Source organism: Acidobacteriota bacterium, from assembly GCA_035471785.1.
Taxonomy (GTDB): Bacteria; Acidobacteriota; UBA6911; order RPQK01; family DATIPO01; genus JANQFM01.
Map to the genome: position 1 here is coordinate 1 of DATIPQ010000153.1, position 18,624 is coordinate 18,624.

14 protein-coding genes, 1 tRNA gene and 1 pseudogene are annotated in these 18,624 nt (G+C 61.8%); 11 read left to right on the forward strand and 5 right to left on the reverse strand.

What is annotated here, in order from left to right:
* Positions 1-991, forward strand: a 991-nt coding sequence (locus VLU25_21705) for a tetratricopeptide repeat protein (protein ID HSR70561.1), incomplete at its 5' end; no start/stop codon positions are given.
* A gap of 30 nt (positions 992-1,021) precedes the next feature.
* Here the strand turns inward: VLU25_21705 and VLU25_21710 are convergent.
* Positions 1,022-3,430 (reverse strand): ABC transporter permease, encoded by a 2,409-nt coding sequence (locus tag VLU25_21710; GenBank protein HSR70562.1) that lies wholly within the window; start codon positions 3,428-3,430, stop codon positions 1,022-1,024.
* Between the two features lie 274 nt (positions 3,431-3,704).
* Here VLU25_21710 and VLU25_21715 point away from each other — a divergent pair, with 274 nt between their 5' ends.
* From VLU25_21715 to VLU25_21725, 3 genes are read left to right on the forward strand one after another with little or no spacing between them, the layout of a single operon-like run.
* Entirely contained in the window at positions 3,705-5,705 is a 2,001-nt protein-coding gene (locus tag VLU25_21715; protein ID HSR70563.1) for an NHL repeat-containing protein, read from the forward strand.
* A gap of 53 nt (positions 5,706-5,758) precedes the next feature.
* On the forward strand, positions 5,759-6,172 hold the full coding sequence (locus VLU25_21720; protein HSR70564.1) for a FixH family protein: 414 nt from the start codon (positions 5,759-5,761) through the stop codon (positions 6,170-6,172).
* A 7-nt stretch (positions 6,173-6,179) separates the two neighbouring features.
* Complete coding sequence (locus VLU25_21725) at positions 6,180-7,496, forward strand: cytochrome c peroxidase (protein HSR70565.1); 1,317 nt, start codon at positions 6,180-6,182, stop codon at positions 7,494-7,496.
* A 2-nt stretch (positions 7,497-7,498) separates the two neighbouring features.
* Here the strand turns inward: VLU25_21725 and VLU25_21730 are convergent, their stop codons facing one another.
* Positions 7,499-8,317, reverse strand: coding sequence for an IPT/TIG domain-containing protein (locus tag VLU25_21730; protein HSR70566.1), 819 nt, complete (start codon positions 8,315-8,317; stop codon positions 7,499-7,501).
* Between the two features lie 212 nt (positions 8,318-8,529).
* On the opposite strand from VLU25_21730, the gene VLU25_21735 reads away from it, so the two are divergent.
* The gene (locus tag VLU25_21735; GenBank protein ID HSR70567.1) at positions 8,530-9,012 is read left to right on the forward strand and encodes a hypothetical protein; all 483 of its coding nucleotides are present in this window, start codon (positions 8,530-8,532) and stop codon (positions 9,010-9,012) included.
* 52 nt (positions 9,013-9,064) lie between these two features.
* On the opposite strand, the gene VLU25_21740 is transcribed toward VLU25_21735, so the two are convergent.
* Complete coding sequence (locus tag VLU25_21740) at positions 9,065-9,766, reverse strand: hypothetical protein (protein ID HSR70568.1); 702 nt, start codon at positions 9,764-9,766, stop codon at positions 9,065-9,067.
* 105 nt (positions 9,767-9,871) lie between these two features.
* Positions 9,872-10,402: a DUF420 domain-containing protein gene (locus VLU25_21745; GenBank protein HSR70569.1), complete on the reverse strand. Its 531-nt coding sequence runs from the start codon at positions 10,400-10,402 to the stop codon at positions 9,872-9,874.
* 55 nt (positions 10,403-10,457) lie between these two features.
* On the opposite strand from VLU25_21745, the gene pgi reads away from it, so the two are divergent.
* The 5 genes from pgi (at position 10,458) to VLU25_21770 (ending at position 17,459) form a co-directional block, all read left to right on the forward strand.
* Entirely contained in the window at positions 10,458-12,107 is a 1,650-nt protein-coding gene (gene pgi / locus VLU25_21750; GenBank protein ID HSR70570.1) for a glucose-6-phosphate isomerase, read from the forward strand.
* A 345-nt stretch (positions 12,108-12,452) separates the two neighbouring features.
* The gene (eno, locus tag VLU25_21755; protein HSR70571.1) at positions 12,453-13,733 is read left to right on the forward strand and encodes a phosphopyruvate hydratase; all 1,281 of its coding nucleotides are present in this window, start codon (positions 12,453-12,455) and stop codon (positions 13,731-13,733) included.
* 269 nt (positions 13,734-14,002) lie between these two features.
* Positions 14,003-14,476 carry a CYTH domain-containing protein gene (locus VLU25_21760; protein HSR70572.1) on the forward strand — a complete coding sequence of 158 codons (474 nt, stop codon included), beginning with the start codon at positions 14,003-14,005 and terminating at the stop codon, positions 14,474-14,476.
* Between the two features lie 132 nt (positions 14,477-14,608).
* A tRNA-Val gene (locus VLU25_21765) sits at positions 14,609-14,685 on the forward strand.
* 83 nt (positions 14,686-14,768) lie between these two features.
* Positions 14,769-17,459 (forward strand): valine--tRNA ligase, encoded by a 2,691-nt coding sequence (locus VLU25_21770; protein HSR70573.1) that lies wholly within the window; start codon positions 14,769-14,771, stop codon positions 17,457-17,459.
* Here VLU25_21770 and VLU25_21775 read toward each other — a convergent pair.
* Positions 17,456-17,548: pseudogene (locus VLU25_21775) on the reverse strand (DUF4160 domain-containing protein). The gene VLU25_21770 and the pseudogene VLU25_21775 sit on opposite strands and share 4 nt — an antisense overlap.
* A 293-nt stretch (positions 17,549-17,841) precedes the next feature.
* On the opposite strand from VLU25_21775, the gene VLU25_21780 reads away from it, so the two are divergent.
* Positions 17,842-18,573, forward strand: coding sequence for a glycosyltransferase (locus VLU25_21780; protein HSR70574.1), 732 nt, complete (start codon positions 17,842-17,844; stop codon positions 18,571-18,573).
* Positions 18,574-18,624: the final 51 nt, after the last annotated feature.

Here is an 18,624-nt window from a genome sequence, read left to right on the forward strand (position 1 = left end):
AGAATCCTTGCCGGAGGTTCCGGAGTTTCTCTCGGGACGGCTCTACCTGGCCGGGCTCTACCAAAAGAGAGGACGCAAGGAGAAGGCTTTGCAGCTTTACCAGCAGATCCTGCAAGCCGATCCGGCCGAGCCGGTGGCCCGCGAGCAGAGCGCCTGGCTGCGCATGGAAGCGGGCGCTTCCCAGGAAGCACTCGACCTGCTGGAGATGGGCGGTCACAGTCCCAACAGCGACTTCTTTAAAGGCTACCGTCTGCTTCAGCAACAGGATTGGGACGGAGCCCTGGCCGTCTTCAGCCAACTGCGCCAGCGCTATCCGCTCAACAGCGACTTGCCCCAGTTGATTTCCTACGCCCTGGAAGCCAAGGGGCGGCGGGGTCAGGCCGACGATTATCTGAAGCAGGCTCAGGATCTGGCTCCCGAGTCGCAGGAAATCGAGGAGCGCCGGCGCGAAATGCGCTTCCGGGCAGCCGACGAGGCCATGCGCCAGGGACGCATGCTGGAAGCCGCCCGCCTCTTTGAAGAATTAGCGCAATCGCCCCATCCCAGGGCCGACTATTTCTTCAATGCCGCCTGGTGCCGTCAGCAGATCGGCCACCTGGAGCCGGCCATCCTTCACTACCGCAGCGGACTGCGCATGCAGCCTGCTGCCGACTGGGCGCGCACCAACCTGGCCACCTGCCTCTATCTGCGAATGCGCTATCAGGAGTCGCTGGACGAATGGGAGCGCCTGCTGGCCAAAGACAGCCCCTCCGAGGTGCACTTTCAGATGGGAATGTGCTACAGCCATCTCAACCGCCTGGCTGAAGCCGAAAATTCCTTCTCCCGCGCCCAGAGCCTGGGCGATCACAGTCCGCCGCTGCTCTACAACCTGGGACTGACCCGCTTCCGCCTGGGACGCATGGAACAGGGAGCGGCTCTGATCCGCGCCTCGGCCCGTTCGGGCTACGGCCCCGCCCTCTCCTTCAATCGGCGCCTGGAAAACCGCCGCTGAGCCGGCTGGCGGTGAGACCGGAAGCGGACACTACTCGTAGCGCAGAGCCTCCACCGGCTGCACGCTGGCGGCCCGACGGGCCGGGATGTAGCAAGCCAGAGCGGTCACCAGCAGCAGCAAGAGCGGAACAGCCAGGAAGGTGAGGGGGTCGTAGGCGCTGACCTGATAGAGCAGGCGTGAAATGAAACTGGCGAAAACCACCGCCACGGCCACGCCCAGCACCACCGCCAGCAGAACCAGTCCCAGGCCCTCGCGCAGCACCATGGTCAGAACCTCCTGACGGCCGGCGCCCAAGGCCATGCGTACCCCGATCTCCTGAGTCCTCTGCATGACCGAGAAAGAAATCACCCCGTAAACCCCCAGGGTGGCCAAGAGAAGGGCGATAAGAGCGAAAATGGTCAACAAGGAGGAAGTAAAGCGTTCGGGTGCGATGGAACTGGAAAGGCGATCTTCCATCATTCCCACCTCGCTGATGGGCAGATTGGGGTCGACGGCCCAGATCTCCTCCCGGATCGATTCGGCCAGAGACGGCGAGGGCGCTTGGCAGCGGACCACCAAGGTCATCCATCTCTTCCAGTCGCGCAGCTTCTGGCGATAGGGAGTGTAGACGGCGGGCTCATCGGGACTGTCGAGGCCGAACTGGCGCACGTCTTCAACCACGCCCACCACCTCCAGCCAAGGCTCGTTGGGACCGTAAATCCACTGGATGCGCTCTCCCAGGGGAGCCCTGTTGTCGGGCCAGAAACGGCGGGCCAAGGCCTGGTTGATGATGGCTACGTAGGGCGCCTCCTCGCGGTCGCCGTCCTCAAAGAACCTCCCCGCCAGCAGGGGGATCTGCATCGTCTTGAAGTAACCGGGACTCACCAGCCGGGTGTAGGCTTCGGGGGCTTCGCCCGGCGCCGGTTGAGGCCTTCCCTCGATGAGAAATCCGTGAGTCAGCGCATTCTCCCCCAGCGGCAGATGGCTGACGGCGCCGCTCGACTCCACACCCGGCAGACTCTCGATGCGGTCGAAAACCTGGCTGAAGAAGGCGGTCTGGGAGGAAATCGAGTAGTAGCGGGAAGTCGGCAAGGAGAGTTGCACGCTGAGGATGTTGTCGGGAGCGAAGCCGATCTGAGACGATGACAGCTTGAAAAAGCTTTGCACCGTCAAAGTGGCCACGATGAGAAGGCTAACGGCCAAAGCCCCTTCCACAACCACCAGAAAACGGCGCACGGTTCGTCCCCGGCCCGCCAGGCTGCCGCTGCTGCGTCCCGTCAGGGCTTCGCTCATCCGGCTGCCGAAAGCTTGCAGCAGGGGAGCCTGTCCGAAAAGGAGGCCGGCGCCCAGCGAGAGCATGAGGGCGAAGAGCAGCACCCGCCAGTCGAGCTGGATGCTGATGAGGTGGGGGAACTGGAAAGGGATGGCAGCCACGATGGCGCGCAGGCTCAGCCAGGTGGCCGCCAGCCCCAACAGGCCGCCCAACATGGCGTAAAGCAGGCTTTCGGCCAGCGTCTGGGCGGCCAGATTGACCCTGCTGGCTCCCAGTACGCGCCGAATGGCGATCTCGCGGCGCCGGGCCGCCGACTGCACGAAGAGCAGGGTGGCGATGTTGGCCGCGGCGATAAGCAGTATCAGTGCGACCGCCGAGAAAACCGTCAGCAGACGCGGACCGGTTTCGCCCAGCAAAGCCGTCTGCAGCTCGCGCACGCTGACGTCGACTTGCTTGTTGGTGGCAGGATGCTCCTGCTCCAGCCTGGCGGCAATCTGTTCCAAGTCGGCTTGGGCGCGCCTCAAAGGTATTCCCGGGCCCAGCCGGGCGATGGCCTCCATGGCCCGGGCGCCACGGTCCGTGATGGCCCAGGGCGCTTCCACGAAGATGGGCGTCCATAGGTCGACCGGCTGCAAAGAGGGCGCCGAGAATCCCTGTTCCAGGACCCCTATGATGGTGTACTCGTTGCCGCTCAGCCTGATCGGCTGTCCCAGCACTTCTTCCTGTCCGCCGAAATGCCTTTGCCAAAAATCGTAGCTGAGGGTGACCACCCGCTGCCCGCCTGCCTGATTGTCCCTTTGCATGACGCGCCGTCCGATGCGGCTGTCGGCCCGGAGGACTTGAAAAAGGGCCGGGGAGACGGCGGCCCCGGGCAGCCTCTGGGGCTTGCCCTCCACCAAAAGGTCGTACTCGCGCGGCTGGAAGATGCCGATCTCCTCGAAGACGCCGCTCTGCTGCTGACGCCAGTCGGCGATGTCCGGCAAGGACTGCAGGCTGCCGATCTTAACCACCGCCTCAGACTGCGGATATGGCAGCGGACGCAGAAGCACGGCGTTGACGACGCTGAATACGGCCGTATTGGCGCCGATGCTCAGCGCCAGGGTGAGAAGAATGGAAACCGAAACCAGGGGATGCCGAAGCATGGCTCGGAAGGCGTAGCGAAAGTGGCTTAGGACGCTGGATAACATCACGCCCTCCATAGTAGCAGGATTCGGCTGGCTATGCCATTGTTGGCATTTCTATTGACTTTTCGATATTTTTCAAGTAGAGTCTATGGAAATTGTCACTGCGATAGTACGGCCCTGAGCGATTGAGCATCGTCAGTCGTTGACGTAGTGAATCACCTCTCAGTGCTCTGCTTTCGCAATTTCCCACTAAACAGGAAGGTGAAACATGTGGCGACACACCACCACCCTAATCCCTCCTTGGAAAGTAGTGGCATCCTGCACTCTTGCAATCGCTATGGCAGTTGCAGCAGGCGTCCTTTTCGCGGGCGAGCCTCCCTTTCCAAATGAGCTGAAGTACCCCAACATCATCGAGCCCGTTTACACTTTTGGCAGCTACGGCAGCCAAGAGGGCGAAATGATCGATCCCCTGGGCGTCGGCTTCACGCAGGACGGCCGGATGTACGTGATCGATTCTGGAAACAACCGGGTCCAGGTCTTCGACAGCCAGGGTCAGCCTCTGGCCGCCTTCGGAGAAACCGGCACCGGAGATGCCCAGTTTACTTCGCCCGAGGACCTCTATGTCGGTCCGGACGACCTGGTCTACGTGGCGGACACCGGCAACAACCGCATCCAGGTCTTTGATCTGGACGGCAAGCTGGTGCGCCAGTGGGGCAGCATCGGCAACGACGAGGGGCAATTGCGCGGCCCCGCCGGCCTGTGGGTCGATTCCAGCCGAGTCTATGTAGCCGACACGGCCAACCACCGCATTCAAGTCTTTGACCTGCAAGGCAACCACCTGCTTGGCTTCGGAAGCTTCGGCAGCGAGTTGGGCCAGTTCAACAAGCCGGCTGCGGTGACCGCCGATGCCGACGGCAACATTTACGTCTGCGACGAACTCAACAGCCGAATGCAAAAGTTCGACCGCGACGGAAACTTCGTCGACACCTGGGGACGCTTCGGATCGCACAGCGGACTGATGGCCACCCCCACGGATGTGGCTTTCAACGACGGCAAGCTTTACCTGGCCGATCTGATCAACCACCGCATCCAGGTCTTCGATACGGCGGGCAACTTTCTCTTCCAGTGGGGCCGCCACCCGGTGGTCGCCCATGAGGGAGAGGGACGCCTCCACTATCCCAAGGCCATCAACCCCAATCCCTTCGCCAACAACGTCGTGGTCTGCGAGCCCTTCGAGAATCGCTGCCAGGTCTTCGCCGCCAAGGAAATCCGCCAGATCGCCGAGGTCAAGAACGTCGATGATTCAGCCTGGTGGGACAAGGCCACCCGCTTCCACTACGGAACGGCGGCCACCATCTCCGAGACCGCTACCGCGACCAGCACCCAGGCCTATCTGGCCGTGGGCGAGCCCGATACCCATGCGGTTCTGATCTTCGACATCAGCGAGATCGAACCCGAACTGGTACGCCGTTTCGGCGGCTATGGCGAAGTGCCCGGCAAGTTCAAGAATCCCGAAGGCGTGGCCTTCGATCTTGAGAGAAAACGGCTCTACGTCAGCGACCTGGGCAACAACCGCATCCAGGTCTTCAGCATGGAGCCCGGCAAAGAAGGCGAATTCATCACCACGCTGGGCGGACCCGGAGAAGCTGAAGGTCAATTCGACAAACCCGGCAAGCTGGAAGTCGACAGCAAGGGCAACCTCTACGCCCTGGACGTGGGCAATGCCCGCGTGCAGGTCTTCAACTCCGACATGGAGTTCGTGAGGACTTTCGGGGAATTCGGCCGCCAGGTGGGACAGTTCAACCTGGCCACCGACATCTCCCTTGACCCCAAGGAAGAGACGCTCTACGTGCTGGACGCCTACAACTACCGGGTGCAAGCCTTCACCAAGGAGGGCAAGTTCCTGAGAACCTGGGGCAAACCGGGTTCCGGAAACGACGAATTCGTCTGGCCCTACGGCATGGAAGTCGGACCCGACAACTATGTCTACGTGTCCGATTCCGGCGGCCAGAGGGTCCAGAAGTTCGACACTCAAGGAAACTTCGTGGCTTCTTTCGGCGAATTCGGTTCTGAGTTAGGACAGTTCTACAAGCCCAAGGGACTGGCCATGAGCAGCCGCAACATCCTCTACGTCATCGACTTCGGCAACCACCGGGGCCAGATGATGACTTCCGAAGGCAAATTCGTTTCGGAATGGGGAATCGGTGAGCTGCAGCAGCAGTCGCCTCGGGAAGCCGGCAAGGCTCTCCCGGTCAAGGTGGCCGGCGGCTTAGGCCTGATCCTGTTCGCCTGCGGATTGGCCACCATGGTGTGGCTGAAACGCCGCAAGACGTCCTAATGTCCAACCCGATGATAAGAAGACTTTCGAGTCTCACCTATCATTGCATCGCGATGGTCGCCGCAGCCCTGCTCCTCCAGGGTTGCGGCGACGTCGAGTCGGCTGAAGCCGATCCCCGGGAGGGACTGTACCTCAAGCAGAACAGGACCAGCAGCAACCGCAATTTCCTTGTCAGCTATCGGACGCGGCCCCACCCTTTGCCGCTCAATCAGCGCTTCGCCATGGAAATCGAGGTCGCTCCCCGGCCCGGGCGCCAACCTGGCCAGGTCCGGGCCGTCTCGGTTCACGCGCAAATGCCGGCTCACAACCACGGAATGTACGTGCGCCCCAAAGTCCTCAGCCAAAGCGACGGGCTCTACCGTGTCGAGGGAATGCTCTTTCACATGGCGGGACACTGGAAGCTGAACGTAGACATCGAGCACGGGCCTTTCGTAGAGCGAGCGGTTTTCGACGTGTTCCTGGAGTAGTTTCGCAGTGAGATTGAAGACCCTTCTTCCTCTGTCCCTGTTGGTCGTGGGCGCCTTGGTTTTCCTGGCTTGGAGAATGGCTCCGCCCTCGCCCATGGTGGATTTTACCTCCGAGGAAATCACCCGCATTCTGCAACTGTCCCCCTTGCCTCCGGTTCCAGAGGATCCCAGCAACGGCCAGGCGGACAACCCCCAAGCGGCGGATTTGGGCCGCCGTCTCTTCTTCCATAAGGGCCTTTCGCCCGGCGCCCAATTCTCCTGCGCCACCTGCCACCAGCCCGAGAAGGGATGGAGCAACGGCCAGCAATTCGGCCAGGGCGTAGGCACCACCCGCCGGCACGTTCCCACCCTTTGGAACGTGGCCTACAACCGCTGGTTCTTCTGGGACGGCCGGGCCGACACCCTGTGGGCACAAGCCCTGCGTCCCATTGAAGATCCGCTCGAGATGGGATCAGACCGGCTCTGGGTGGCTCACGCCGTGGGCGAGGACATCGACCTGCGCAAAGGCTACCAGCAGGTCTTCGGGCCCCTGCCCGATCTCTCCGACGCGAACCGCTTCCCCGCCCGTGGCCGCCCTGTCCCCGGTCAACCGTCCCACCCCTTGCAGCAAGCCTGGCAGTCGATGTCGCCCCAGGACCAGACCGCCGTCAACCAAGTCTTCGCCAACGTAGGCAAGGCCATAGCCGCCTTCGAACGGCGCATCGTGACCCGGGAGGCTCCGTTCGACGTCTTCGTGGAAGGACTACGGGAGCGTGACCAGACCAAGCTGGACGCCATTTCAGAATCGGCCCAGCGCGGGCTGAAGCTCTTCATCGGACGCGGTCAGTGCCGCTTGTGCCACAACGGGCCCAACTTCAGCGACAGCGAGTTTCACAACCTGCGCCTGCCTCAAAACCCCAGCCGCCCTCTGGACAACGGGCGCTACGGCGGCATCGAGGTCGTGCGCGACGACACCTTCAACGCGGCGGGGCCCTACAGCGACGATCCCGGCGTAGAGAAAGTCAGCTACCTGGATCAGTTCGGAGACACCTGGGGGCAATTCAAGACCCCTACATTGCGCAATGTGGCCCTGACGGCCCCTTACACCCACGAGGGCATCTTCCCCAGCCTGGAGGACGTGATCCACTTTTACTCGACGTTCGAGAATGCGGCTCCCATGGGACACCACGACGAGACTTTCCTGGTCCCGCTGCGCCTGAGCGAACAGGAAAAGCAAGATCTGATCGCTTTTCTCCAGTCGCTGACTCAGTTCCCTCCCCGCGCCGAGATTCCGGGCGGCATGCCCGCCCAGAGGCCGGCTGCTGAAATGGCCGCACGGGAATGAGTTCAGGGCTGGGCCGAGAAGAGCGCCAAGGCTTCGTCGAGCAATTGCTCGACTTCGGGGGAGGAATGAAGCACCGACTCGTAGGTTTCCAGAAAATGAGCGTTGGAGTTCAATTGGGTTTCGAACTCTTTGAGCTGCGCGGTCAAGTCTTGGGCACAGCTCTGCATCCGCCCGACCGCTTCCTCCTCCTCCTCCTCCGAAGGCCGCGCGGACGAAGCGCTGCCGGCGGCGGGCAGGGCCAGCCAATCGGTGTGGCCGATCCAGGCCAGAAAGGCCTGCTGCTTCTTGAGCACCCGCTTGGAGAGAATGAAGGGAGCGCCGGGAGCGCGTTGAGCCGGAAGGATGCCGATCTCAACCGCGTTGGCGGGAACACCGCGCACGTGGACGCGCACCTCGGCCACCTCCTCGGCACCTTCCTCAGGGAAAGGAAGCACCGTGGCCAGGACGGTGTTGGTGGAAAGGGAGGAAAGAGGCGCCGGACGTCCTCCGATGGTGACCAGGTTATGGCTTCGGTCAGCGCTGAAGTCGCTGCCGACGATGCTGATCAAGCGCCCCGCGGGCGCTTCGCTGATCTCTTCTCCGCCAGTCACCAATTCGCCGCCCGAGGGCCGTCGTCCGATGGCCGGCCCGGCGTGAATCGCCTCGATGCGCGGAGGCGTCTCGAAGGGGAACGCGCCCCCGCCCCCGTAAACGTTGGCCTGAGTGGCCAGGCAGGAGTATTGAAGGGACGAGAGGCTGGTCGCCTGATTGGGCGAAGCCTCGGTCAGCACGGCGTGACTCAAGGCCCCCGCCGCCGAGGCCAAGGCGACGGCATCTGCCAATTGCCTTCTCGGACTTGCTTGTCGATCGCAGGCTGCCTGAGTCGACAGGGCAGCGAGCATCAGGCCAACGGTCGCCAGAAAAAACGGCTTCGTGCTCATGGTTCAGATCTGGATAACGATATTCAACTGGGACCGATTATAGCCACCTGTTTCCGACCAGACAACTGGGTTTTTCCAGTATTCGAAATTAAATTGATAAAATTTGGAGATAAATGATGGTGTCTCGTACAACGGTCCTGGTCTACATTGCTCTGGTCTTGGCGCTTTTAGCGGGCGGGATTCTCTTGCTCTGGGACGGATTGAAGAGCCCGCCCTACGCCGAGGGCGAAGTTCCGCGCTTGATCGATATCATGCAAAAAATGGAAATCCACTCGGAGAAGCTCTACCACGCTGTCCGGGACGACGACTGGAAGCTGGCGGCCCGCCACCTGGAGGAATTCGAGAGCACTGCCTCGCGGGTCTTCGGGCAGGGAATCATGTATGAAAAAGTCGATGTCAGTGCCGTTATGGAAGCCTTGGTCCCGCACGAGGTCAGCAACCTGAGCCAGGCGCTGGAGCATCAGGACAAGGAAGAGTTCCTCAGGTACTACCGCTTCATGATTGAGGACTGCAATTCCTGCCACACCAGCACGCGGCAGCTCAAGGTGGTCCAGGAACCCCCCGCCGGCCGCCGCGCCTCCGGCCGCAGGCGCTAGCCCGCATGATGCAGTGCTCTTGGCTTGCCTTGAAAGGCGGGGAAGAAAGCTCTCACAAGTCTTGCAGCCGCTCCTCGCACCTCTCGCTCAACTTGCGCAGCGAGCGGCACAAGACCGTAACCGAGGGGGCGTTCAAGTCCGTAACGCTGACCACGTTGATGCCGCCACCAAAGAAGAAATCGGTAATGCGCCGCGAGAGCAGTCCCGTCAGATTTTCGGCCACCCGCAGGAATGAGGCGAAGATCACTTCGACGTCGTCCGTCTCGGCCACCCCCATGCGCACCGTCAAGCGGCTCTTGGGGCCTTCCCTGAAGCGGGTCTCGAAGAGATTCTTGAGGTCGCCCGAGAGATCCTTGACCTTGTTGAGAAAGCGGCGCATCTCGCGCGCATCCTTTCGCTTCAGGACCTCCTGGCCTTCCAGAATTTTCTCTTCCAGGCGGCGATTGAGGTCCAGCACCTCGACGCTGCGCTCCATGACCCACTTGGGCGTGGGCCGTCCCAGCAGAAAGCGGGAATCGACGTGGTTGACGAAGATGTAGCGGAAGTTGCTGACCAGATGGGCATCGAGATCCTGCTCCAACTCGGGAACCTCGACGCCACGCCGCAGCGCCTCCTGGCGGAAGACAGAAAAATCGACTCCGTGCAGCCAATGGTCCTCGGGGAAAGAAAGCCCTTCAGCGGAAGGGGGATCTTCACCAACAGCGGAGCCTGAAAGAAGCATCAAGCCGATCAGACTCAAGACTGCCCATTTCATTCGCAGCATCGCTCCTCTGGCCGAAGGCCGTAGTCGCGGCAGGGGTAATCGACTCTATGTTTGTATCGCCCACCCCGAGTCCCTGTCAACACCCGATGCCGCCCCCTAAAGGTAAAGCATCCAATAGACGAGGACGCCGGTGACCGAGACGTAGAGCCACAGGGGCAAGGTGATCCTGGCGATGCGGCGGTGCTTTTCCACCTTCATGGTCCAGCCGCGGTAGAGCGTGAGCAAGGCCAGCGGCAGGATCAAAGCGGCCAGGACGATATGGGTGAGCAGGATGAAGTAGTAGACCGCCACCCAATCGCCGGCGTAGCGGGTGGGTCCGCTCTTGAACCAGTGATAGACCACATAGGTGACCAGAAAGAGGGACGAGGTGGCGAAAGCTCCCAGCATCACCTTGCGGTGGGCCAGGATGGCGCGGCGGCGGATGAAGAGGTAGCCGATGACCAGCAGCACGGCGGTCAGGGAGTTGAGGGCGGCGTTGACGTTGGGCAGGGAGGAGACGTCCAGCGCCCCCCGCGTTCCCTCAGGACGCGGCCCAAGAATCAGAAAGGCTACGGCAGCCGCGACAACCGCCGAGACGATGTAGATGATGCGGACCCAAAAGCGCTCTTGCACGGCCTGCTGCTGCATGGCAGGCCAGTTTAGCAGCTTCCTTGCCGCCCTCGCTTCTTGCTAAGGTTAGCCCATGCCGAAACCGACTCGATGCAAGGCCTGGAAGAAGCTGAAAGAGCACCGTCAAGAGATGGCCTCGCGCCATTTGCGCCAGATGTTCGAAGACGATCCGCAGCGCTTCGAACGCTTTCATTTGCAGGCCTGCGGCCTTCTGCTCGACTACTCCAAGAACCGCATCAGCGGGCGGACGCTGAGACTGCTGCTGCGCCTGGCCCAGGAAACGCGTCTGGAGGAATGGACCCGGCGCCTGTTCGCCGGCGAAGCCATCAACTTCACTGAAGATCGCAGCGTCCTCCACGTGGCCCTGCGCAACCGCTCCTCGCGCCCCATCCTGGTCGAGGGCCAAGACGTCATGCCCCAAGTGCGGGCCGTGCTGGAACAGATGGAGGACTTCTGCCGGCGCGTCCGCGGGGGGAACTGGAAAGGGCACTCGGGGGAAAGCATCAGCGACGTCGTCAACCTGGGCATCGGCGGATCCGACCTCGGGCCCGCCATGGTCAGCGAGGCCCTCAAACCTTACGCCGACGGACCGCGGGTACACTATGTCTCCAACGTCGACGGCAGCCACCTGGCCCAGACCCTGAGCGGACTCGACCCTCAGGGCACCCTCTTCATCGTCTCCTCCAAGAGCTTCACCACTCAGGAAACCCTGGCCAATGCCCGCAGCGCCCGAGCCTGGCTGCTCGAGCACACGGGCGAGCAGCCCGGCTCGATCGCCAAGCACTTCGTGGCCGTCTCCAGCAACGAAGAGGCGGTGCGCGAGTTCGGCATCGATCCCGCCAACATGTTCGTCTTCTGGGACTGGGTAGGGGGACGCTTTTCGCTCTGGTCGGCCATCGGACTCTCCATCGCCCTCTCCCTGGGGATGGACCGCTTCAAGCAGCTTCTGCGCGGCGCTCACCGCATGGACGAGCACTTCCGCACGACCCCGCTCGACCAGAACATGCCCGTCATCCTGGCGCTGATGGGCATTTGGAACCGCAACTTCCTGGGGGCCCGCAGCTACGCCGTGGCTCCCTACGACCAATACCTGCACCGCCTGCCCGCCTACCTGCAGCAACTGGACATGGAGAGCAACGGCAAGCGCATCGACCGGCAGGGCCGGGAGGTGGGGTGGCCCACCGGCCCCATCGTGTGGGGAGAACCCGGCACCAACGGACAACACGCCTTTTTTCAGCTCATCCACCAAGGATGCGAACTGATCCCCGTCGACTTCATCTTGCCCGCCCGCAGCCACCATCCGCTGGGCCAGCACCACGCCATGCTGCTGGCCAACGGACTGGCTCAATCAGAGGCCTTGATGCGGGGCAAGACGGCTGAGGAAGTCCGCCGCGAGATGGAGGAGCAAGGCGTGGACGAGAAGCGCATCGAAAAGCTCCTGCCCCACCGCGTCTTCCCGGGCAACCGTCCCAGCAACACCCTGCTGCTCGACCGCGTCACGCCCGAGACTCTGGGTGCGCTGCTGGCCCTTTACGAGCACAAGATCTTCGTCCAGGGCGTGATCTGGGACATCAATTCCTTCGATCAGTGGGGGGTGGAACTGGGCAAGCAACTGGCCTCGGGAATCCTCGATGAATTGGACGGGAAGGAGCCGGTTGCAGCCCATGATGCCTCCACCCGAGCCCTCATCGACCGCCTCCGGGAGGCGTTTTCATCCTCTTAGAGCTATTTTTTTCCGTCTTTATCCTCCCTTCATTCCCGAGTGCTTGAATAAAGGCTCAACAACAACCCTTCCTTGCTGTTGTTGAGTTCGGACCTTGTGAGCGCCGAGAGGGCCGGAGCCTTCCCCAGGATCCGGCCCTCTCACTCAGCGGCACGCGATCATACTCTTCGGCAACGCGTTGCTCCATGCAAACCGCAAAATCGCCCCTCCACTGGCGAGTGTTGCTTACCCTCCATAGCTTCAGCGAAGGAGGGTCCCGCCTCCTTTGCATTCCTCGCAAGTCCGATATAATCGCGCTGCCTGACTAACGAGGCCGATTAAGAAGTTAAGGAGCTCAAATCTCTCATGACCATTGAATACATACACGCCCGCGAAGTCCTCGATTCACGCGGAAACCCCACGGTCGAAGTCGAAGTGGTGCTGGACGACGGCGCCCACGGTTCAGCCGTAGTTCCCTCCGGAGCCTCCACCGGCGAACACGAAGCCGTAGAACTGCGCGACGGAGACCAAGGCCGCTACCTGGGCAAAGGCGTCCAGGAGGCCGTCGAAAACGTCAACTCCATCATCGCCGAAGAGCTTTTCGACGAGGACGCCTACGACCAGGCCGGCCTGGACCAGAGGCTGATCGACCTGGACGGCACCCCCAACAAATCGAAGTTGGGAGCCAACGCCATTCTGGGCGTCTCGCTGGCAGTGGCCAAGGCCTCGGCCGCCTCCTTCGGACTGCCTCTTTACCGCTATCTGGGAGGCATCCGGGGGCGCATCCTGCCCACGCCCATGATGAACGTCCTCAACGGCGGCGCCCACGCTGATTGGAATATCGACTTTCAAGAATTCATGATCATTCCGGTGGGGGCCGACACCTTCGCCGAAGCCCTGCGCAGCGGAGTGGAGGTGTTTCACCATCTGAAAAAGGTGCTGAAGAAGGACGGGCACATCGTCTCGGTGGGAGACGAGGGCGGTTTCGCTCCTCAGGTCAAAGGCAACGAAGAGGCCCTCAAGTACGTGCTGCGGGCCATCGAGAGCGCCGGATACCTGGCCGGTGAAGACCTCCTGATCGGCCTGGACGTGGCCTCCAGCGAGTTCTTCAAAGAAGGACGCTATCACCTGCGCTCGGAGAACCGCGAGCTTTCGGCCGAAGAACTGATCGACTACTACCGCGAGTTGTGCGCCAAGTATCCCATCGCCTCCATCGAGGACGGGCTGGACGAGAACGACTGGGACGGTTGGGCTAAGCTGACCGCCCGCTTGGGTGAGCGCGTGCAACTTGTGGGCGACGACCTCTTCGTCACCAACGTGGAACGCCTGCAAGAAGGCATCGAGAAAGAGGTGGCCAACTCCATCCTCATCAAGCTCAACCAGATCGGAACCCTGACGGAAACGCTCGACACCATCGATCTGGCCAAGCGCTACGGCTACACCGCCGTCATCTCTCACCGCTCGGGAGAAACCGAAGACACCACCATCGCCGACGTGGCCGTGGCCGCCAACGCCGGCCAGATCAAGACCGGCTCAGCCTCGCGCACCGACCGCGTGGCCAAGTACAACCAACTGCTGCGCATCGAGGAGGAACTGGGCCAAGCCGCCCTCTTCCTGGGCGAGGAGGCTCTCAACTACGGCGGATGAGGGCCAGGTTCGAAATGCGATATGCGAAGTTCGAAGGATCCGGAAGACCAGAAATCCGCTAGCCCCCCTTCGCCCAAGGCTATAGTGGGCGAGAGTAGGGAATGTGTTGAAAGTCATGTCGAAGCTCGCTGAAAGCGAGCAATTCGTTAGCCCAGGGTAAAGCACGCTGCAAGCGAAGCGCCGCAGAGGGCGCAACCCTGGGTGTTCGTTCACGCCTCTGATCCACACTGAAGGTGTGGAATAAAGTTAGTTTTGAAAACATCTCCACAATGCATGAAATCGAGAGAAAATTCAGGGTCGACTCGCAGGACTGGCGGGAACACATCGAATCCTCAAGCTCTTTGCGGCAGGGCTACTTGACTCCCTCTACCGACCTCAGCGTGCGGGTGCGCATCAGGGATGAATCGGCAACCCTCAACGTCAAGGGGCCTCCCGAGGGCATCACCCGTCCCGAGTTCGAATACGAGATCCCGCTGGCGGACGCTGAAGAAATGCTCGATTTGTGCAGCGGTCTCAAAGTAGTCAAGACACGTCATGAACTGCACCACAAAGGCATGTTGTGGGAAATCGACGAGTTCCTGGAAGCCAACCAGGGCCTGGTAGTAGCCGAGATCGAGCTGCAAAACGAAGACCAGGATTTCGCCCGCCCTTCCTGGCTGGGTCGGGAAGTCACTGACGACCCCCGCTACCTCAACGTCAACCTGGCCCGCCACCCCTACCGCGAGTGGGGAGACAGCGATTGACACATACTTGAAATCGGGAGGGTTTGGCGGCATACTATGGAGTCTCATGCGAGAAGTGCTGAAAAGACAGCCCTGGATGCAGGTTCCGCGCTCTACGAGCCGGTTCGTCGTATGCTGACCCACACAATACGGGGGCGGTTAGCTCAGTTGGTTAGAGCGTCTGCTTGACGTGCAGAAGGTCAGAGGTTCGAATCCTCTACCGCCCACCATCCTCTCGACGGGGCGAAATCCTTCCCCGTTATCCTTGAACAAGAGATCCACTGGAAAGACGGCAGGCGGGCGAGGACGAATCATGGCCTTCAGCAAGTATTTCGAGCATCATAAAGTCGAATCCGAGATTTATCGGGAGTGGGAGAAGTCGGGCGCTTTTCAGCCCGGCAAGGACACCTCCGGGAGTCCCTTCACCATCTCCATGCCGCCACCCAACGCCACCGGGACGCTGCACCTGGGACACGCCATCGGGATGACGGTGGAGGACCTGATGATCCGCTGGAAGCGCATGGGGGGGAGCGCCGCCCTGTGGGTGCCGGGCACCGACCACGCCGCCATCGCCACCGAGAGCGTGGTCATCCGCCAGCTCCAGCAGGAAGGCATGCGCGACCCGCGCCACGAGCTGGGACGCGAAGAGCTGGTGGCCCGCATCGCCTCTTTCACCGAAGAATCCCGCTCCACCATCCGCTCCCAGATCCGCGCCCTGGGAGCCAGTTGCGACTGGACCCGCGAACGCTACACCATGGAGCCGGCCCTCAACCGGGTGGTCAACTCGGTCTTCGCCCGCATGTTCCGCGACGGACTCATCTACCGCGCCCCCCGTATCGTCAACTGGGACCCCCACCTGCAGACCACCGTCTCCGACGACGAGATCTACTACAGCGACCGCGAGGCCAAGTTCTACACCCTGCGCTACGGACCCTTCCTGGTGGGCACCAGCCGTCCTGAAACCAAGCTGGGCGATACCGCCATCGCCGTCAACCCTCAGGACGAGCGCTACCAAGAGCATATCGGCAAAACCTACGAGGTGCCCTGGCCCAAAGGTCCCGCCATCAGCGTCAAGGTGGTGGCCGACGAGCACGTCGATCCCGAGTTCGGGACGGGCGCGCTGGGCGTCACCCCGGCTCACTCCCACGCCGACTTCGAGATCGCCCAAAAGCACAACCTGCCGCTGATCCAGGTGATCAACGAAGACGGACGCATGAGCGAAGCCGCCGGTCCCTACGCCGGAATGGAAGTGGAAGCGGCCCGGGAGGCCTTCGTGGCCGACTTGAAGGAAGCCGGGCTGCTGGAGAAGGTCGAGTCCTACGTCCAACCCATCTCGCTCTGCTACCGCTCCAAGAAGCCCATCGAGCCTTTGCCCAAGAACCAGTGGTTCATCGACGTCAACAAGCCCGCCGTGCAATGGGAAGGGCGCAACATGACCCTCAAGCAGGTCATGTACGAGGTGGTCGACTCGGGCAAGATCAAGCTGCTTCCCGCCCATGAGGTCAAGACCTACAACCACTGGATCGAGAACCTGCGCGACTGGTGCATCTCGCGCCAGATCTGGTGGGGACACCGCGTTCCCGTCTGGTATCGCGGCAATGCCGTCAGCGAAGAGAACATCGAAGCCGCCGAAGAAATGTACGTGGGACACCGGCGCCCCGAGGGCGAGGGATGGGTGCAGGATCCTGACACGCTCGACACCTGGTTTTCCTCGGCGCTGTGGACTTTCTCCACCCTGCTGGACAGCGAGAAGGCGCTCGACGACGACCTCGACCTGGACGAGATCGTGCGCCGCAGTCCCGATTTCGCCCGCTTTCATCCCACCTCGGTGATGGAGACCGGCTACGACATCCTCTTCTTCTGGGTGGCGCGCATGATCTTGATGACCACCTACACGGTCAAGGACATCCCCTTCCACACCGTCTACCTGCACGGCCTGGTGCTGGACAAGGACGGGGAGAAGATGAGCAAGTCCAAACCGGAAACCTCCATCGATCCGCTGGAGGTCATCGAGGAGTACGGCGCCGACGCCCTGCGCCTTTCACTGGTGATGGGCAACTCGGCGGGCAGCGACCTCAAGCTGGGCGAAGAGCGCATCGTGGCCTGCAAGCGGCTGCTCAACAAGATCTGGAATGCCGCCAAGCTGGTGCAGATGTCCACCGAGGGCAAGGAGCAGGTCGAGTTGACGCCCAACAACGTGACCCATCCCCTCAACCGCTGGATGCTGACGCGGCGCAACGTCCTGCTCGAGCGCATCGACCGGCGCATGGAGGCCTTTGCCTTCGGAGACGCCGCCGAGCAGATCCGCAGCGCCTTCTGGGGCGAGTTCTGCGATTTCTACCTGGAAGCCATCAAGGTCGGGGAAGTGGCCCGATCGCCCGAGACGGCCAGCGTGCTGGCCAGCGTGCTGGACGACTTCCTCAAGCTCTTCCATCCCTTCCTGCCCTTCATCACCGAGCAGGTCTGGAGCAACCTCGACCGTCCGGGTTTGCTCATCAGCGCCGAATGGCCCCGGCTGGAGGAGAGGCTTTCCTGGAGCGAGGAGGCCGAGGGCGTGGCCGCCGTCTCACGCGCCGTGGCCGCCGTCCGCTCCATGCGCGCCGAGCAGAACATCGATCCCGGATCTTACGTCAACGTCCGCCTGCAGCCGCGCCGTCATGGCGAGATTTTTGAAAACTGCCGCCCCATCATGGAGCGCCTCATGCGCACCGAAAAACTGACCATCAGCGAGGCGGAAGAAGAGACTCAAGGCGCGATGGCCGTCGACGAAGCCTTCCGCGCCGCCCTCACTCTCAGCGCCGCCGACCTGCAAGCAGAACGCGAGCGCCTGGAAAAGCAACTGGAAGGCGCCCAAAAGCGCCTGGCCTCACTGGAAAGCCGCCTCAAAAACAAAGGCTTCCTGGACAACGCCCCCGCCCAAACCGTAGAGTCCACCCGCCAATCCGCCGAAAAAACAAAGTCCACCATCCAAGATATCAAAGACCGGCTGGAGGCACTGGATTAGGTTGACACACAAGGCACGCTGCTGGCTAACCGGACGGGTTCTAGCCAGAACTTTGCGACCCCATCGCCTCCCTCAACGTGGACATGCGGCGGTTCTTCCCGATCGGCCTAGAAGAAGAAGACTCGATATGGGTCTTCTCATCGGCATCTATTGATTATAGCCTCCCGGAAGGAAGTTGGCTTAGCCCCTCGGCTTCCGCCAGAGGCGGAAGAAACACGTTGCCGACACACTGGTGCACTCTCGTCTTCTCTTTGTGGAATCTCGTCACGGCGAGCGTCAACACAACCGCGTGGTGCCCAAGCTTCTTCGACCCTCATTCAGATACTCCCGATGCAGTTCCTCGGCGGCTTCGTGAGGAGGAGGATGGTAATCTCTAGCTCTCATGGACCTCTCCTTCGTCATTCCCGCTTATAACGAGCAGGAGCGGCTGCCTCAGACGCTGGCGGTTCTGGAATCCTATTTAACGGGACTGGAGGAGGTCGGCGAGTGGGAGATTGTCGTGGCGGATGACGGGAGTACGGACGGGACGGCGGAGAAAGCCGCGCAGTGGGCCGGGCGCGGGGTGCGGGTGGTTCGGCTGAGGCGCAATCGCGGCAAGGGGGCGGCGCTGCGTCAGGGAGTGAAGGAGACGCGGGGCCAGTTCGTGTTCTTCGTGGACGCCGATCTTCCCTACCGGCTGGACTTCATCGAGCGGGCCCTGGAGCTGCTGCGGGACGCGGCCGATGCCGTGATCGGGGCGCGCGATCTGCCCGAGTCCAGCTATGATTCATCCTTCCCCAAGATCAGGGTGTGGACGGGCAAAGCGTTCTCCTACCTGATCCGCGCACTGCTGCCCCTGGACATCTTCGACACCCAATGCGGCTTCAAGGGATTTCGCGGTGACCTGATACGGGCGGCTGCCTCCCACGCGCAAATCGATGGCTATACCATCGACATCGAGATGCTGCTCATGCTGCGGCTGTGGAAAGCCCGCATCGAGCGCCAACCCGTCCACCTGCAGCGCCACCACGGAAGCAAAGTCCGCCTGCTTCGCGACTCGGCCCGCATGCTGGCCGAAGTCCTGCGCATCCGCCGCCGTCTCTCACAGGGCCGCTATCCATCCCGGTTTTCCTAAGCATGTCACGAAGCTTGGCGCAGCCGCCAGGTGCATGAAAGTATCGTCGTG

Coding starts and splice junctions, on each gene's coding strand:
- eno (HSR70571.1), top strand. CDS start 12,453: ATGACCATTGAATACATACACGCCCGCGAAGTCCTCGATTCACGCGGA.
- VLU25_21715 (HSR70563.1), top strand. CDS start 3,705: ATGGCAGTTGCAGCAGGCGTCCTTTTCGCGGGCGAGCCTCCCTTTCCA.
- pgi (HSR70570.1), top strand. CDS start 10,458: ATGCCGAAACCGACTCGATGCAAGGCCTGGAAGAAGCTGAAAGAGCAC.
- VLU25_21745 (HSR70569.1), bottom strand. CDS start 10,402: ATGCAGCAGCAGGCCGTGCAAGAGCGCTTTTGGGTCCGCATCATCTAC.
- VLU25_21720 (HSR70564.1), top strand. CDS start 5,759: ATGGTCGCCGCAGCCCTGCTCCTCCAGGGTTGCGGCGACGTCGAGTCG.
- VLU25_21760 (HSR70572.1), top strand. CDS start 14,003: ATGCATGAAATCGAGAGAAAATTCAGGGTCGACTCGCAGGACTGGCGG.
- VLU25_21735 (HSR70567.1), top strand. CDS start 8,530: ATGATGGTGTCTCGTACAACGGTCCTGGTCTACATTGCTCTGGTCTTG.
- VLU25_21780 (HSR70574.1), top strand. CDS start 17,842: ATGGACCTCTCCTTCGTCATTCCCGCTTATAACGAGCAGGAGCGGCTG.
- VLU25_21770 (HSR70573.1), top strand. CDS start 14,769: ATGGCCTTCAGCAAGTATTTCGAGCATCATAAAGTCGAATCCGAGATT.
- VLU25_21740 (HSR70568.1), bottom strand. CDS start 9,766: ATGAAATGGGCAGTCTTGAGTCTGATCGGCTTGATGCTTCTTTCAGGC.
- VLU25_21710 (HSR70562.1), bottom strand. CDS start 3,430: ATGTTATCCAGCGTCCTAAGCCACTTTCGCTACGCCTTCCGAGCCATG.